The following is a 16,037-nucleotide window of genomic DNA, read 5'->3' as shown; positions in this document are numbered from 1 at the left end:
TCAAACTCCATTGGAAATAAAAAAAACAGTTTAACAAATTCTGTCGCAGGTATCAAAAAACATGATAGGATTAACTTCTAGATTGTTATAAGGGTTTAACCATGCGTCATTTTACCGCCATTGATGAAGCCATTGCTCAATTCGATACTACGTTGCGTACGCTCTTCATCCCGACCCATCGCGCAGCCGCCCGCAAGAATCCTGGTTTGAACTACCCTATGGCAGCCTTAACAGCGGAGCAAAAACGACATATTGCAGGCTTAATGCGCGTGAATCATGCCGGTGAGGTTTGTGCACAAGCGCTTTATCAAGGGCAAGCATTAACCGCAAAACTCCACCATGTACGCGAACAAATGGCAGAAGCGGCAGAAGAGGAAGTAGACCACCTCGCTTGGTGTGAACAACGCTTACGAGAACTGGATAGCCAACCAAGCGTATTTAATCCCATGTGGTATGCAGGATCCTTGCTAATTGGAATGGTGGCAGGTCTTGCTGGAGATCAATGGAGTTTAGGGTTTGTCGCGGAAACAGAACGCCAAGTCAGCGCCCATCTTGAGCGACATTTGCGTCAACTACCCGAAGACGACGAGCGCACCATGGCCATTTTGGCGCAAATGCATGAAGATGAAACTCAACATGCACAATCTGCACAACGTGCGGGCGCTGCTGAATTGCCTTGGTTAATTAAGCGCCTCATGTCATCCGTTTCTAAACTCATGACTCGTAGCAGTTATTATTTATAATGTCCCAGAGTATTATTTAGCTGGGCACTGGCTTGTACGTTCTAATTCACTGTTGGTGCGACTGTAGGCAAAGTAAATAATAATTCCCACACCCATCCAAGCCACAAATCGTATCATCGTAAACCAGGGTAGGTTATAAATTAAATAAGCGCAGCTAAAAATGCCCAAAATAGGGGTATAGGGCATTAATGGCGTTTTAAACGGGCGAGGTAATTCAGGGTGGGTGTAGCGCAGTGCTAATACTCCTGAACAAACAATTATAAATGCAAACAAGGTTCCAATATTAACCAGTTCAGCCAGGTCCTCAATAGGTATCAGTCCCGCAATGCTCGCCATTGCCATTCCACATATCACAATGATTCGAACAGGCGTTAACGTTTTAGGATGGATATACGAAAAATAGCGCGGTAATAATCCATCGCGCGACATAGCAAAAAATACTCGGCTTAAGCCATAGAATAATACCAGCATCACTGTGGTTAATCCTGCCACAGCACCGACACCCACTAAGCCCGCAGCTAACTTATAACCAAGAATGAGTAACGAATGGCTAATCGGAGAAGACACATTTAAAAACGAATAATGAACCATGCCGGTTAATAGCCCTGAAACAATGATGTACAAGACCGTACAGATCAGCAGTGAACCAATAATGCCAATCGGTAAATCTTTTTGCGGATGAAGCGCTTCCTCGGCAGCGGTTGATACCGCATCAAACCCCACATAGGCAAAAAATATAAGCGAAGCGCCCTCCATAACCCCTTTCCAACCAAAAGGAGCAAAAGGAGTCCAATTATTGGGATCCACCTCAGTACTGGCAATTACAATAAACAAGCCAATCACCATGAGCTTTACCAGCACCATAAGGTTATTAAATCTTGAGCTGGACTTAACCCCGACCACTAACAATGCGGTTAATATTAAAATAATCCCTATCGACAAGACATTAACAATCCCGCCATCCATTGGACTATGAAGCAAATAAGTGGGGATATGGATATGCAGCGCGCTCAGCAAATCGCTAAAATAGCCGCTCCAGCCTACAGAAACCGCTGATACCGCAATGGAGTACTCCAAAAGCAAGTCCCAGCCCACAATCCAGGCAATAAGTTCACCAAAGCCGGCATACGCATATCCATAAGCACTACCGCATCCACCAACGGACGCCGCCAATTCAGCATAAGATAGCGCTGAAAAAGCACAAGCCATTCCAGCCATCACATACGAAAAGACAATGGCAGGCCCTGTTTGCGTAGCCGCAACAATACCGGTTAATACAAATATTCCTGCGCCAATAATGGCGCCTACTCCTAAAAAGGTTAGGTCCAGTGCAGAAAGGCACTTGCGTAGGTGTCCTGTGTTATCTACTTGATTAGAAATATCTTTTTTACGAAACAAGTCCATGTTAGTATTCCTATCGGATTTTTTATAATAGTCTTTTATGCGTTTTTACCATGCCCAATGTTGATTGGCAAATAGCATCTTTCTCACCTGGATAGTGAATGAGATTTTTCTTCTTGATCCTTTTTTATTTAGGGACGATGAGTCCAGCGGCATTTGCCAATGAAGTGTGTAACGGATGGGAAAGTTGGTCAAAACCGGCTTGTCAGCACCTTGCTTCTATTTTCAATGAAGGAGACATGGAAGTCTATTTATCTGGTTATGCTTGGCATAATCGCTACGTTTACCCTGAACATAAAATTAGTTCTTATAATGAGAACGCCTGGGGTGGCGGGCTAGGCAAAGGGCGTTATGATGAACGAGGCAACTGGCAAGGGGTATATGCGTTTGCATTTCTTGATTCCCATAAAAATGTAGAACCCATTGCGGGTTACGCTTATTTAAAAGTTGCCCATCTAAGCACGGATGTTAATCTTGGTGCTGGGTTAACGGTCTTTATTACCTCGCGTCCTGATATTTTTAATAGCATCCCGTTTCCAGGACTTCTTCCCTGGGTTTCGCTTACCTTAAAACGTGCCACCCTTTCAGCAACTTATATTCCTGGAGCAAAAGGTGCTGGTAATGTGCTTTTTATTGTTGGAAAATGGCGTTTGTAACCACAAAATCCAATAACAGATTTTTGACCAAAAGGAGTGAGTCACTATGAAGTTAAAGACTGCTTTAACTACGTTTATTGGCTGCCTAGCCATCTCTGTATCTGCACACGCTATTCCATTTAAGAATCCTCTTGTCTGTCCCAAAGTGGAAGACATTAAAGCAGGGGGGGTAGTTATGGGGTATCAATTATTTGCGGATTTTTATTTTGCTATTAACCAAAGTCGATATAATACCGACCATAACTGGGTGTTTGGAATCGGGCTAATTGACGCTGATAATGAAGATGACGCGCTTGTGAAAGGTGCCGCTTTATTGTCTAAACTCACTGGCAACCCTCTTCCCAGTAAGCTTGACGGCGACGAATGGGGATGCATGTATAATAAAATTGATAACCAATACATGGCGGTCGCGGTTGTAGCTGATGATGCAACATCGCCTTTAAAACTAAAGTCTTTTTTTAAAAAACGAGGTTAAGCACCGCAGATACCGTGGTCACGCCGCGGTATTTCGGATATTCGAATCCTCGCAGCAATGACTGCGGGAGTCTGATTCTCCAATTTTGAATCTTGGTCATCGGTTTATTAATGTGCTATGTTGATAATATGTGCCTGCACTCTTTTGTTGTTCGTAACAGGCAGATTCCAATAACAACAAAACAGGACGTTGATCATGACATCATTTACTGAACAAGCGAAGCGGTATACCGCCTATCATAATAGTCGACTTACCTGGTACACGCATCTGATCGGCATACCCTTAATCTTTTTTTCATTGCTTATTTTATTTGGTTTTCTACATTTAGTAGTGCCTAATTTATTTGATATCAAATTCTCCGATATCTTAGTGGTCGCGCTTCTAATTTATTACTTTTTCTTAAATTGGAAATTAGCGCTTGTTTTAACGCCCATTATGATTTTATTGCTTTGGCTATCGGATTTAATCAATTATGCTGGGCCTACAGCGTTTTCAGTTTGGTCGTTTATCATTATTTTTCTTTTAGGTTGTGCATTTCAATTGGCAGGTCATCTTATTGAAGGAAGCAAGCCGGCCCTATGGAATAATCCCAAAGATTCTTTAGCGGCACCAATGTTTATTACCGCCGAACTGTTTTTTAAAGCAGGAAAAATGAATTCATTAAAAAAAGAGATTTATGGCGAGACGCTACCTGAAACCCATAAAGAAGAAGTAGAAGCTGAACAACCTTCGAAGAAGAAAAAAAGTAAAGAGTAGCTGGTCAGCACTTCTTAGCCACCTCTCTTACTAGCTGTGGTCCGATTAGATTAGGTCACAGCAGCCATCATAATTAATTACTGCTGTGCTTTGAGCACAGCAGATAGGTGGTGAAGCAATTCTAAGGACATGCTCAGTTCAAGAAAGACTATTTAATTTTTTTACGAATTTTTTGGATAGCTCGAATCTGAGCCACTGCGCGAGCCAATTCAGCAGCCGCTACGGAGTAGTCAATATCCGATTCTTTACTGGCGATGGCTTCTTCAGCACGTGCTTTGGCCGCGAGAGCGGCTTCTTCGTCCAGACTTTCGGCCCGTTGTACCGCATCCGCCAACACCGTTACACAGTGAGGCTGAACTTCCAACATGCCGCCTGAGACGTAATAGACTTCTTCTTGGCCGCCAGGATGCGTTAGACGGATTTCGCCTGGTTTGAGTAAGGTCAGCAAAGGAGCGTGGCCAGGTACGATACCCAGCTCACCCATTTCTCCAGTGGCGACTATCATTTCGACCACGCCGGAGAAAATTTCCTCTTCCGCACTGACAATATCCAAGTGCGTTGTTATGGCCATGTCAGACTCTCTCATAGTGTTTTAGCTTTGGCAACAGCTTCGTCAATGTTACCTACCATGTAAAACGCTTGCTCAGGCAAGTCATCGTATTCACCAGCTAAGATGCCTTGGAAGCCCTTAATGGTATCTTTCAGTGCAACGTACTTGCCAGGCGAGCCTGTAAATACTTCAGCAACGAAGAATGGCTGCGATAAGAAACGCTGAATTTTACGGGCACGTGATACAACACGCTTATCTTCTTCAGACAATTCATCCATACCAAGAATTGCAATGATGTCTTTCAGCTCTTTATATCGTTGCAGCGTTTGCTGTACGCGACGGGCGGTATCGTAATGCTCTTGGCCCACCACCAGCGGATCAAGCTGACGAGAGGTGGAGTCAAGTGGGTCAACCGCCGGGTAAATCCCTAGCTCAGCAATTTGGCGTGATAATACAACCGTTGCATCTAAATGTGCGAACGTGGTTGCAGGGGATGGATCGGTCAAGTCATCCGCAGGAACATAAACCGCTTGAATTGATGTGATCGATCCTGTTTTTGTAGAGGTAATACGCTCTTGTAGCATACCCATCTCTTCGGCTAACGTAGGCTGATAACCTACTGCTGAAGGCATACGGCCGAGCAAGGCAGATACTTCCACACCAGCCAGGGTGTAACGGTAAATGTTATCGATGAACAATAACACGTCACGACCTTCGTCACGGAATTTTTCAGCCATGGTTAATCCCGTGAGCGCAACACGTAAACGGTTGCCGGGTGGCTCATTCATTTGTCCATAAACCAGGGATACTTTATCCAAGACGTTGGAGTCTTTCATTTCGTGGTAGAAGTCGTTGCCTTCACGAGTACGCTCTCCAACACCAGCAAATACGGAGTATCCGCTGTGCTCAATCGCGATATTACGAATAAGCTCCATCATGTTAACGGTTTTACCTACCCCTGCGCCACCAAACAATCCGACCTTACCGCCTTTAGCGAATGGACAAAGCAAATCAATTACTTTAATCCCAGTTTCCAGTAATTCTTGACTGCCAGCTTGATCTTCGTAGCTTGGCGCAGAGCGGTGAATCGCCCAGTGTTCTTCTGCATCAATTGGGCCAGCATCGTCAACAGGACGACCTAAAACGTCCATAATACGCCCTAGGGTTTTTTTACCAACCGGGACTTGAATTGGTTCACCAGTGTTTTCAGCCTGAACGCCACGTTTCAAGCCATCAGTAGACCCCATAGCAATGGTACGCACAACGCCATCGCCTAACTGTTGCTGCACTTCAAATACTAAATCGCCTTCGGTTAATTTCAGCGCATCGTTAACCTTTGGTACGGTATCGCGGGGAAACTCTACGTCAACCACGGCCCCAATTACTTGAACAACGTTTCCTATGCTCATTATTTACCCTCTTATAAAGCGGCTGCACCACCGACAATTTCCGCTAACTCTTGCGTAATAGCGGCTTGTCGGGCTTTGTTGTAAGCCAATTGAAATTCTTTAATCAATTCTCCAGCATTATCGGTTGCACTCTTCATGGCTATCATTTTCGCAGCCTGCTCACAGGCAATGTTTTCGACGACCGCTTGATAAACTTGCAACTCAATATAACGCTCCAATAGTTCTTCCAGTAACTCTTTAGCATCCGGTTCGTAGATATAATCCCAAAAATGACCCAATGATTGTGTATCTTCTTCGGATACAGGCAACGGCAACAGTTGCTTCATCACGGGCTTTTGCGTCATGGTGTTCACAAACTCATTATACGCAATATGTAGGGCATCAATCGTGCCCGCGTAAAATGCATCCAGCATCACTTTGACAGCGCCAATAAGATCTTTAATTCCTGGAGTATCACCAAGATGATCAACCGACGCTAATACATTGCCACCTACGCGCTTGAAAAACGCTTGGCCTTTACGGCCAATCACACATAAATCAATCGCTTTGCCTTCGGATTGCCAACCTCGCATCGCTATAATCGTATCGCGCAAAAGGTTCGAGTTTAAGCCGCCACAAAGTCCGCGATCGGAAGTAACTACGATCACGCCGATACGTTTAACCTCGCGCTCTCCCATAAAAGGGTGACGATATTCAGAATTCGCACGTGCGATGTGTTTAACTACGTCATAGATCTTGCTAGCGTAAGGCTTTGATGCGCGCATTCTATCCTGCGTTTTACGCATCTTGCTCGCGGCAACCATTTCCATGGCGCGCGTAATTTTTTGCGTGTTTTTAATACTCGCAATTTTTGAGCGGATCTCTTTAGCTCCAGCCATAACTTGCTTCACCTTTATTACAACATGCATGGTGTTCCACGCATGTACTAGTTAAGCCACCCAATAAGATGGCCTTCATCAAGACTTACCAGCTACCGGTTCGTTTAAACTCTTCAACCGCTTTACGAAGCTCAGCTTCAACTTCATCATCATAAGCGCCAGTCTCATTGATTTTAATTAACAATGATTCGTAGGAGCTATGCATGAAGTCGCGAAACGCAGATTCGAAACTGCTAACTTCTGAAACTGGAACATCATCTAAATAACCTTTCTCAACGATGAACAATGATAATGCCATTTCTGCAACAGAAAGCGGCGCGTATTGCTTTTGCTTCATAAGCTCTGTGATTCGTTGCCCACGCTCAAGCTGCTTACGGGTTGCTTCATCTAAATCAGAAGCAAATTGTGAGAACGCTTCTAATTCGCGAAACTGAGCTAAGGCAAGACGAGTACCGCCCCCAAGCTTTTTCATGATCTTAGTTTGTGCTGCCCCACCCACACGCGACACGGATAATCCCGAGTTAATTGCTGGTCGAATGCCTGAGTTAAATAAATCAACATCCAAGAAAATCTGACCATCGGTGATTGAAATAACGTTGGTTGGAACGAATGCAGATACGTCACCGGCTTGGGTTTCAATAATAGGCAACGCCGTTAACGAACCTGTCTTGCCTTTCACTTCACCATTGGTTAAGCGCTCAACTTCTTGAGCATTGATGCGCGCTGCGCGTTCCAGTAAGCGCGAATGCAGGTAGAAAATATCCCCTGGGTAGGCTTCACGGCCTGGGGGACGACGCAACAGCAACGAAATCTGGCGATAAGCCCAAGCTTGCTTCGTCAAATCATCATAAACAATCAACGCATCCTCACCGCGCTCCATGAAATATTCGCCCATGGAACAGCCAGAGTAAGGTGCAATAAACTGCAACGCAGCGGAATCAGAAGCACCGGCAACCACAACAATGGTGTGCTCCATCGCGCCGTGCTCTTCCAGTTTTCGAACGATAGAAGAAATTGAGGATGCTTTCTGGCCGATAGCAACGTAAATACATTTAACGCCAGTGCCTTTTTGATTAATAATAGCATCAATAGCAATCGCGCTTTTACCCGTTTGACGGTCGCCAATGATAAGCTCACGCTGACCACGGCCGATAGGAATCATAGCGTCCACAGCTTTCAACCCAGTTTGCACGGGTTGGTCTACTGATTTACGAGCAATGACTCCGGGAGCTACTTTTTCAATTGGTGACAACTTATCGGCTTCGATAGGTCCTTTACCATCAATAGGATTTCCTAATGCGTCCACCACACGGCCTAGGAGGTTACGCCCAACGGGAACCTCAAGAATACGACCGGTACACTTGCCTTTCTGACCTTCAGATAGAGAACTTGCATCTCCTAAAACGACCGCACCAACGGAATCACGCTCTAAGTTAAGAGCCAAACCATAAATACCGCCTGGAAATTCAATCATTTCCCCTTGCATAACGTCAGCCAAGCCGTGAAGACGAACAATACCGTCTTTTAAACTTACGATTGTGCCTTCGTTACGGGCTTCAGAAATCACACTGAATTGTTCAATCTTACTTCGGATTAACTCACTGATTTCTGATGGATTTAACGCAATTTGTTCTGACATGGAATATATCCTCAAATAATTATGCGGCCAAACTGGTGCGAAGTTTATTCAGCTTCCCTCTCACCGAGCCATCAATGACCAAATCACCTGCATGTATTACAGCACCACCCAGCAATGACTCATCAATAGTCACATCAAGGGTGATTTGTCGTTGCAGGCGCTGACTAAGAGATTTGATTAGTTGCTGTTGTTGCGCTTCGGTTAATTTCGCAAACGAGCGAACCTTTACGACCAACGTTTTTTCCTGCTCAGCCCGTAAAGCCTCATATTGCGCGTAAATATCGGGCAACAATAAAAGACGCTTATTTTCAGCTAATAAAGCAATTAAGTTAAGAATCGCTTTTTGCTGCTCTTTAAATGGTGCGTCTTGAACGACCGCCATAAGCAACTTAGTTTGCTGCTCAATCGTGCTCGCAGGATTGCTTATAAAATCCCTTGCAGCATGGTCTAAGACAGCTCGTGCCAGCGTTTGCAATATCCCAGACCATACCGCTAACGCTCTGCTTTCTAGGGCATGCTCAAACATTGCTTTGGCATAAGGTCTGGCAGTAGTAGTTGTTTCAGCCATATCAAATCTCTTCGATCAAATTATCCAGCAGTGCACGATTTGTGCTTTCATTGATTTCCTGCTTCAGAATTTTTTCAGCACCAGCAATTGCTAATGAAGCGACTTGCTTACGTAAATCATCACGAGCGCGATTGACTTCTTGAGCAATCTGATCTTTAGCCATCGCTGCAAGCTTTTGTGCTTCTTGTCGTGCATCGTCTTTGGCTTCTTCGACGATTTGATTAGCGCGACGATTGGCCTTTTCGATGATTTCAGCAGCCTGAGCTTTCGCTTGTTTCATTTCATCTTTAACACGATGCTGCGCTAGCTCAAGTTCTCTACGGCCGCGCTCAGCAGCCGCCAAACCATCGGCTATCTTATCTTGGCGCTCTTCTAGCGCTTTAGACAGCGGAGGCCAGACAAATTTCATGGTAAACCAAACAAATGTAGCAAAGACCAGCATTTGTATGACCAGCGTTAGATTGATATCCAAGGTCTTTTCTCCTGTAGCATTGGGACAGTATTACCTATAGAACGTGTTCTCAAGAACCCAGGTTGGCTAAGAAAGGATTCGCGAACGTGAAAAATAACGCAATACCTACACCAATCATGGTCACCGCGTCCAGAAGACCCGCCACGATAAACATTTTCACTTGCAGCATAGGCACCATTTCTGGCTGACGAGCAGAACCTTCTAAGAATTTACCGCCCAGCAAACCGAAACCAATGGCTGTACCTAAAGCACCCAACCCAATCAGTAACGCGACTGCGATTACGGTCATGCCTTGAACTTGTGCTATTAAACTTGCAGCTTGCATATATTTCCCCTTAATGGATATTGATTAAAAAATTAAACACTAAAACACCGATTAATGATCTTCATGGGCCAGACTGAGGTATACAATCGTTAACACCATAAAGATAAAAGCTTGCAAGGTTATAACCAAAATATGGAATATGGACCATGCGAGCGATAACAAAAATTGTGCGACACCCAAGGTTGCAGCGCTTGCCATATGATCATTCGTGGCGTGCAGCGTCAGCAGTGCAATCAAAATAAAAATCAATTCACCGGCGTATAAGTTACCAAATAGACGAAGTGCTAATGAAATTGGCTTAGCGATGAGGCCTACCAATTCTAAGAGCAAGTTAAATGGAATAAATATTGGGTTATTAAACGGTTGCAGGGTAAGCTCTTTAACAAACCCCTTCACGCCTTTGATTTTCAGACTATAAAAAATGATAAGAAAGAAAACGGAGAGCGATAAAGCAAACGTTAAATTGAGATCGTTGGTTGGAACCACTTTAAGATAGTGTACGCCAAACGCTTGCGCAATAGCAGGCAGAACGTCCACGGGAACAATATCCATGAAGTTCATTAAAAACACCCAGATAAAGATCGTTAAGGCCAACGGGCCGATCACTTTATTTTTGCCGTGAAAACAATCTTTCACCTGGTTATCGGCAAACGACAGCATCATCTCGGCGAAGTTTTGTAATTTCCCAGGAACTCCAGTTGAAACACGTCTGGCTCCAGCATACATGAATAAAACAGCCAGCAACCCAAGGACGATGGAAAAAAACAGGGTATCCAGATTTAAAGTCCAAAACCCACCATCAGCACCAAGCGAGTTGGTTTTTAGGTTGTAGGTTAGGTAGGTTAGGTGATGTTTAATGTATTCGGTGTTTGATACCATTTCAGTCACTTTCTGGCCTATTCTGTTTATTATCAAAAATAATTGGCGCAAACCAAAAAACCATTTGCACCACGATATACGTTATGAAAAACAATAAGGGCTTTAAGGAAAAAAGCACAAACACCAACGCGAAGAGAATCAGTGTCAGAAAAATCTTTATGGCTTCGCCTTTATAAAGACTGTTTACGATTTTCCTGGCGGCTCTTGCGCCTTGGTATTGAAATACTTTCCAAGCAAAATAAGCATTAGGTATGACGCTGACTAACCCACCTAAAAAAGCGGATTGAGCGGCATGACCCCCGCCCCATAAAGCAGCCGCTATCGTTATGATTAAGGTTAGCCCGGTCTGGCATGCCAGAAGACGGCGAGCGCCCCGCATGCCTTGCTTGTTTTTCACGATTACACCCATCTTTTGGCGCGGATTATAAAGTAAACAAAATGGATAATCAACGCCAACGATGGCAATACATCTCAAAAATTTTACTACATACTATGAGTATTATTTCCTTCTTACGAATTTTTGCTGTTTTATATTTGTGCACCTTGCTTTGCATATCCTATAATTTTATTAACGATGGGTTACATCGTGGGGGCAGAAGTTTACACAGCTTCGTTCATCGCGAATCGCTTATTCTGCCAGCCTGGACTCAATTCGAAGGAAGAGGCATTATGTCTGAAAAGCAACAGCGCACCGCGGCTCATATGCGGGAGAAAATGGCTAATCGTTACGGAGATGGATTAGAACATAAACATGATAAATCACACAACCCTTACCGAAAACACTTCCGATCACACCCAGCTCAAAGAAACTTAAACGAAGAGACCACGAATATTAATGAATCCACTGGCCAGCAACGCGCGTATAAACTTAAAAAGGTGAGAAAGCGCTTGAGTAAAGGGCATATTCACTAATCTAGTTTGACCGTTACTGTTTTGATTGACTTATTGAATTGAACCGAAGCGTCTGAGCGTTCTTTGAAATTCCTATGTACTGCGGCTTTGACCGCATTACGTAGGAATAATGGAGAAGCTCTCAGCTTGTGGTGCTGTTTCTAGGTTTAGATACGTAGAAAGTTAAAAATACCTGTGTGCTGTGGAATATTTTAATCCATATGTCCGCAATCAAACCAACCATTCAATCAATTCTTCCAACTTGATGATTTTTATTTCATTTTTTTTTTAGAAATTCCGATAAACAACTGGATAATAGTTTCATCAATTGATAAAGTATAATTATCCACATCAGGTTTGCCACTTTCCTGATTGGGAACAGCAGCAAATGGCCTGAGATAGCTCAGGCCTTTTATTTTTTGGACAAGTGGTAAGCTTATAACCAGAGTCAATCAAGCGTGGCCTGGTCACTTAAATGATAATACTTAAATAATTTAACTACCCTTCTTACACCAAATGTTTTTCTTGCAATCAAAATAACCTTTTTGGCTTGTTCCGGGATTACATCGCCCATGAGATATACAATTTGATCCGACGTGACCACCTTAAACTTTTTAGGGTTAATCTCTGAATCTGCGATGATGCTACTTCGTATTTTAGCAGTTATCCAACTGTCTTCAAACGTGTCTCTGGGGGCTTTTTGAATGCTCATTTGGACAAACAATCTACGATAGCCCACTATTTTTTTCACGCGTCTCTCCGCCTCTTCCTTTAATGCGTGGCTTGGCACATGGCCGGCTAACAAAATATCTCCATTGAACGCCGCGTAATCGATTGCACAATAGTCGCATTTAAACGTCGTATCCTTATAGAGCGCTCGTCCAACGTTCGCACCGAGCTGAAAATCACTGGCCTGCTTATACAGATTATGACGATCATAAATTAACGTAGCACCCGTCAAAATATTGGTGATGCAGCCAGTTAACGCGACGCACGCTAGAAGAACCAGAATTACAATCCCCGCTTTTCGATTCATATTAGCCGTGAAATGAATGGTCAATCGTTTCGCTAGGTTATGTAGCGAAAGACTTTGACTACTTTAGTTACACCGTTAACTTGTCTTGCAACGTCCACTGCTAAGTTCGCTTGTTTGTGGGTCACAATCCCCATTAGATACACTACCGAATTTTCGGTTACTACGCGGATGGATCCAGACTCCAGTCCTTTTTTAGCCAGCATTTGTGCGCGAACTTGACTGGTGATCCAAGAGTCTTTGCTGCGTTGAGACAGCGGCGTGGGGTAACCAATTGCAATTTCATTGTACACGCGTTCAACGTTTGGCGTTTGTCTTGCAATTTTTTCAGCGAAAACTTTCAAGGAAGCTGCAGGTGTTTGCCCGGTTAATAAGACCACTTGGTTAAAACTGGTAACATCGATGTGTGAATCATCAAATTTTGGATTGGTTACAATGGTCTTATGAACGACATGAAAAATTCTTGCATCTTTTTCAATCATCACCACGCTGCGTTTGTCATAAACGATTAAGCCTCCGGCAGCTCCGGCGGCCACCACGGCGACGCATCCAGCCAAAAGAGAGGATAAGAATAAAATCGTTAATTGTTTCATAATGTATTACCCCACCATTTGTCCAAACAAGCACTGATCAATTAAATCGCAAAAACAATGTAAAATAAATAAATGCATTTCCCGAATTCGTGCAGCAGTGTCGCCTGCTACGCGAAGCTCAATATCTTCCGGTCCTAAATGGTTGGCTAAAACCCCCCCATCACGGCCGCTTAAAGCGATGGTATCCATCCCGCGATCATTCGCGGCATTGACCGCTTGTAATATGTTATCCGCGTTGCCAGACGTAGTGATCGCCACCAGCACGTCTCCTTCATGCCCAAGCGCCTGAATTTGGCGGGCAAACACTTGATCAAAGTGACCATCATTGCCAACGGAAGTCAACGCGCCTTGGTCCGTTAACGCAATCACAGGCAGCGCCGGGCGTTCAACCTCAAAGCGATTGAGCATCGCAGCAGAGAAATGCAGGCAGTTTGCGGCGGAGCCACCATTGCCGCAGAGAATCAATTTACCATCATTTAATAAACAATTGGCAAGACGCATTCCCGCTTTCGCAATTACAGAGGCCATAGTATCCGCAACAGCTATTTTTGCTTCTATGCTAGCACCAAATAAATGCTTAACGCGATCTTCCAGTTGTATCATTCTTACCTCATTTTAGGGGGGTTAGATGTTAACAATACCCTAGATACTTAATCTGCGCTCATAATTCCAACATAACGCGCCCACGTGTCTCTAACCCTAATAATCTGCCCTAAAGGCATCTTTTATCCAATTGATTTGATACGGTTTGCCTTCAAGAGAGATCACGTCAAATCGAACGGGGTATTTATTGTTCAGTTTTTTTTGCATTAAATAAAATAATGCGGTTTTAATTAGCTTTTGTTGCTTCTGGTAATTCACGCTGGCAAGTGCGCCTCCAAACGCGTTTGATGCCCGTGCTCGTACCTCAATAAAAACCAGATAAGCATTATCTTGCATGATTAAATCAATTTCGCCTAGCTTGCTGCGATAATTCTGATCAATGAGTTTCAACCCTTGTGAAAGAAGATACTGTTTAGCCTCTTCTTCCGCGGCAAATCCGATTTGTTGTGACATCCGTTTTCTTACCCTCTAAATGCGTTTTGCACTCCCACTTATCGTGCGTAGCAGTTCGGAAAGCCTTTGCTCATCTTCGTAATGAATTACTAATGATCCTTTTCCAGCTTTACCAGGCTTTAATTTAATTTTGGTGTTCAATTGACTAGCCAAGTCGTGCAATTGCGCTTCAAATTGCGAAGGGATATTGGTTCGCTTACCGGCCACGGCTTTTAACGAAGCGCCCGATTTTATGCGCGCCACCAACGCCTCCGTCTCACGCACAGAGAAATTTTTCGCCACAACAAGTTCTGCCACTTGTCTTTGTTGCTCGGGGGTTAACATCAGTAAGCAGCGTGCGTGCCCCATATCCAAATCGCCATGTTCAAGCAGAATTTTCACTTCATCGCTTAATTGCATTAACCTTAAAAAATTACTAACCGCAGTACGGGATTTGGATAATAGTTCAGCCACTTGCTTATGCGTTAAATCAAACTCATCGATTAAACGCTGCATTGCCCGGGCTTGGTCCATCGCATTTAAATCTTCGCGCTGTAAATTTTCAACCAAGGCCATGGCCATGGCGGTTTCATCATCCACTTGCCGGATTAAGGTTGGAACTTCGGTTAAGCCAGCTAGTTTACACGCGCGCCATCGACGCTCGCCAGCAATGATTTCAAAGCGCCCAGAATCAATTTCACGCACCACAATAGGCTGCAGTAACCCTTGCCTTTTTATTGACTCGGCAAGTTCAAGCAAACCAGATTCCTCAATATCGCCACGGGGTTGATACTTACCAGGTTGTAATTGGCTTAAGGGAAGAGAATGAAGCGTTTGTTCATTAGGTTGATCTACCGTAGCCTGATTGGTTTGACCCAAAAGAACGGATAAATTTCGCCCAAGACCACCCCGTTTTACCATTGTTGAACCCTCAAATTAATGACTCATGACTTCTTGCTTGCCCATCACTTCAGAGGCTAAAACCATATAAGCCGCAGCACCCGCTGAAGATTTATCGTAATGCATGGCGGCTAGGCCATGGCTTGGAGCTTCGGCAAGCCTAACGTTTCTAGGAACCACGGTACGGTATACCTTATCACCAAAATGTTCTAGCAATTGCTTAGAGACTTCCGCGGATAGGCGGTTTCGCGCATCATACATCGTACGCAATATGCCCTCGATTTGAAGCCTAGGATTCACCGAGGATTTGATTTGTTCAATGGTCGACAACAATGCCGCTAACCCTTCTAACGCGTAATATTCACATTGCATGGGTACCAACACTGAATCAGCCGCAACTAGCCCATTAATTGTCAATGTATTTAAAGCCGGCGGACAATCAATCAAGACAAAATCGTATTGGCTTTGTAAAGGTTGTAGGGCTTTAAATAAAAACGTCTCACGGTGATTGCGATCCATTAAGCTGACCTCGGCAACGGTTAGATCACCATTCGCAGGAATTAAGTCATAACCGCCGCTGGTGGTTAAAGCTGCCTGTGTGGCTAAACAATCATGAAGCAATACGTCATTACAGGTATGAACCAGATCGTTTTTATCAACGCCCGATCCCATCGTTGCATTACCCTGGGGATCTAAATCCACCAGTAACACCTTTTGAGGGATTGCCGCCAGAGAAGCCGCTAAATTAATGGCCGTGGTGGTTTTTCCAACACCGCCTTTTTGATTGGCAATGGCTATGACTTTCGCCATGATGATTCCTTGTATCTTACAGAA

21 protein-coding genes are annotated in these 16,037 nt (G+C 44.1%); 5 read left to right on the top strand and 16 right to left on the bottom strand.

Annotated features, from left to right (window positions below):
- Window positions 1-101 precede the first annotated feature (101 nt).
- Entirely contained in the window at window positions 102-743 is a 642-nt protein-coding gene (coq7, locus tag E1O47_RS05095) for a 2-polyprenyl-3-methyl-6-methoxy-1,4-benzoquinone monooxygenase (protein WP_133130188.1), read from the top strand.
- A 12-nt stretch (window positions 744-755) separates the two neighbouring features.
- On the opposite strand, the gene E1O47_RS05090 is transcribed toward coq7, so the two are convergent.
- Window positions 756-2,147: an amino acid permease gene (locus tag E1O47_RS05090; RefSeq protein ID WP_133130187.1), complete on the bottom strand. Its 1,392-nt coding sequence runs from the start codon at window positions 2,145-2,147 to the stop codon at window positions 756-758.
- Between the two features lie 98 nt (window positions 2,148-2,245).
- On the opposite strand from E1O47_RS05090, the gene pagP reads away from it, so the two are divergent.
- The 3 genes from pagP to E1O47_RS05075 all read left to right on the top strand — a co-directional run bounded on the left by pagP (window position 2,246) and on the right by E1O47_RS05075 (window position 4,031).
- Entirely contained in the window at window positions 2,246-2,800 is a 555-nt protein-coding gene (pagP, locus tag E1O47_RS05085; protein ID WP_133130186.1) for a lipid IV(A) palmitoyltransferase PagP, read from the top strand.
- A gap of 46 nt (window positions 2,801-2,846) precedes the next feature.
- Entirely contained in the window at window positions 2,847-3,275 is a 429-nt protein-coding gene (locus E1O47_RS05080) for a DUF4949 domain-containing protein (protein WP_133130185.1), read from the top strand.
- Window positions 3,276-3,470: 195 nt separating this feature from the next.
- Entirely contained in the window at window positions 3,471-4,031 is a 561-nt protein-coding gene (locus E1O47_RS05075) for an Mpo1 family 2-hydroxy fatty acid dioxygenase (RefSeq protein ID WP_133130184.1), read from the top strand.
- Window positions 4,032-4,179: 148 nt separating this feature from the next.
- Here the strand turns inward: E1O47_RS05075 and E1O47_RS05070 are convergent, their stop codons facing one another.
- The 9 genes from E1O47_RS05070 to E1O47_RS05030 all read right to left on the bottom strand — a co-directional run bounded on the left by E1O47_RS05070 (window position 4,180) and on the right by E1O47_RS05030 (window position 11,148).
- The gene (locus E1O47_RS05070) at window positions 4,180-4,602 is read right to left on the bottom strand and encodes a F0F1 ATP synthase subunit epsilon (protein WP_133130183.1); all 423 of its coding nucleotides are present in this window, start codon (window positions 4,600-4,602) and stop codon (window positions 4,180-4,182) included.
- A gap of 11 nt (window positions 4,603-4,613) precedes the next feature.
- Window positions 4,614-5,990, bottom strand: a complete 1,377-nt coding sequence (gene atpD, locus E1O47_RS05065; protein ID WP_133130182.1) for a F0F1 ATP synthase subunit beta — start codon at window positions 5,988-5,990, stop codon at window positions 4,614-4,616.
- 11 nt (window positions 5,991-6,001) lie between these two features.
- Complete coding sequence (gene atpG, locus E1O47_RS05060; protein WP_133130214.1) at window positions 6,002-6,868, bottom strand: F0F1 ATP synthase subunit gamma; 867 nt, start codon at window positions 6,866-6,868, stop codon at window positions 6,002-6,004.
- 85 nt (window positions 6,869-6,953) lie between these two features.
- Window positions 6,954-8,507 (bottom strand): F0F1 ATP synthase subunit alpha, encoded by a 1,554-nt coding sequence (gene atpA, locus E1O47_RS05055; RefSeq protein WP_133130181.1) that lies wholly within the window; start codon window positions 8,505-8,507, stop codon window positions 6,954-6,956.
- A 19-nt stretch (window positions 8,508-8,526) separates the two neighbouring features.
- A complete protein-coding gene (locus E1O47_RS05050) occupies window positions 8,527-9,075 on the bottom strand; it encodes a F0F1 ATP synthase subunit delta (protein WP_133130180.1) in 549 nt (182 codons plus the stop codon).
- A 1-nt stretch (window position 9,076) separates the two neighbouring features.
- Complete coding sequence (locus E1O47_RS05045) at window positions 9,077-9,547, bottom strand: F0F1 ATP synthase subunit B (protein ID WP_133130179.1); 471 nt, start codon at window positions 9,545-9,547, stop codon at window positions 9,077-9,079.
- 49 nt (window positions 9,548-9,596) lie between these two features.
- Complete coding sequence (gene atpE / locus E1O47_RS05040) at window positions 9,597-9,872, bottom strand: F0F1 ATP synthase subunit C (protein ID WP_131777001.1); 276 nt, start codon at window positions 9,870-9,872, stop codon at window positions 9,597-9,599.
- Window positions 9,873-9,923: 51 nt separating this feature from the next.
- The gene (gene atpB, locus E1O47_RS05035; protein WP_133130178.1) at window positions 9,924-10,751 is read right to left on the bottom strand and encodes a F0F1 ATP synthase subunit A; all 828 of its coding nucleotides are present in this window, start codon (window positions 10,749-10,751) and stop codon (window positions 9,924-9,926) included.
- Window position 10,752: 1 nt separating this feature from the next.
- Window positions 10,753-11,148, bottom strand: coding sequence for a F0F1 ATP synthase subunit I (locus E1O47_RS05030; protein WP_242602014.1), 396 nt, complete (start codon window positions 11,146-11,148; stop codon window positions 10,753-10,755).
- Between the two features lie 41 nt (window positions 11,149-11,189).
- On the opposite strand from E1O47_RS05030, the gene E1O47_RS12495 reads away from it, so the two are divergent.
- On the top strand, window positions 11,190-11,663 hold the full coding sequence (locus E1O47_RS12495) for a hypothetical protein (protein WP_242602013.1): 474 nt from the start codon (window positions 11,190-11,192) through the stop codon (window positions 11,661-11,663).
- Between the two features lie 427 nt (window positions 11,664-12,090).
- Here the strand turns inward: E1O47_RS12495 and E1O47_RS05020 are convergent, their stop codons facing one another.
- The 6 genes from E1O47_RS05020 to E1O47_RS04995 all read right to left on the bottom strand — a co-directional run bounded on the left by E1O47_RS05020 (window position 12,091) and on the right by E1O47_RS04995 (window position 16,013).
- Entirely contained in the window at window positions 12,091-12,678 is a 588-nt protein-coding gene (locus E1O47_RS05020) for a BON domain-containing protein (RefSeq protein ID WP_133130177.1), read from the bottom strand.
- 32 nt (window positions 12,679-12,710) lie between these two features.
- On the bottom strand, window positions 12,711-13,268 hold the full coding sequence (locus E1O47_RS05015; protein WP_133130176.1) for a BON domain-containing protein: 558 nt from the start codon (window positions 13,266-13,268) through the stop codon (window positions 12,711-12,713).
- Window positions 13,269-13,274: 6 nt separating this feature from the next.
- Window positions 13,275-13,871 (bottom strand): SIS domain-containing protein, encoded by a 597-nt coding sequence (locus tag E1O47_RS05010; RefSeq protein WP_133130175.1) that lies wholly within the window; start codon window positions 13,869-13,871, stop codon window positions 13,275-13,277.
- Window positions 13,872-13,967: 96 nt separating this feature from the next.
- The gene (locus E1O47_RS05005; RefSeq protein WP_133130174.1) at window positions 13,968-14,324 is read right to left on the bottom strand and encodes a YraN family protein; all 357 of its coding nucleotides are present in this window, start codon (window positions 14,322-14,324) and stop codon (window positions 13,968-13,970) included.
- A gap of 15 nt (window positions 14,325-14,339) precedes the next feature.
- Window positions 14,340-15,224 (bottom strand): ParB/RepB/Spo0J family partition protein, encoded by an 885-nt coding sequence (locus E1O47_RS05000; RefSeq protein WP_133130173.1) that lies wholly within the window; start codon window positions 15,222-15,224, stop codon window positions 14,340-14,342.
- A gap of 15 nt (window positions 15,225-15,239) precedes the next feature.
- Window positions 15,240-16,013: a ParA family protein gene (locus tag E1O47_RS04995; protein ID WP_133130172.1), complete on the bottom strand. Its 774-nt coding sequence runs from the start codon at window positions 16,011-16,013 to the stop codon at window positions 15,240-15,242.
- Between the last annotated feature and the right edge of the window lie 24 nt (window positions 16,014-16,037).

Source organism: Legionella yabuuchiae (genome assembly GCF_900640115.1).
In the GTDB taxonomy this organism is placed as follows: Bacteria; Pseudomonadota; Gammaproteobacteria; order Legionellales; family Legionellaceae; genus Legionella_A; species Legionella_A yabuuchiae.
Note: the sequence above shows the minus strand (reverse complement) of the source record. Positions and strands in the feature narration are given on the sequence as shown.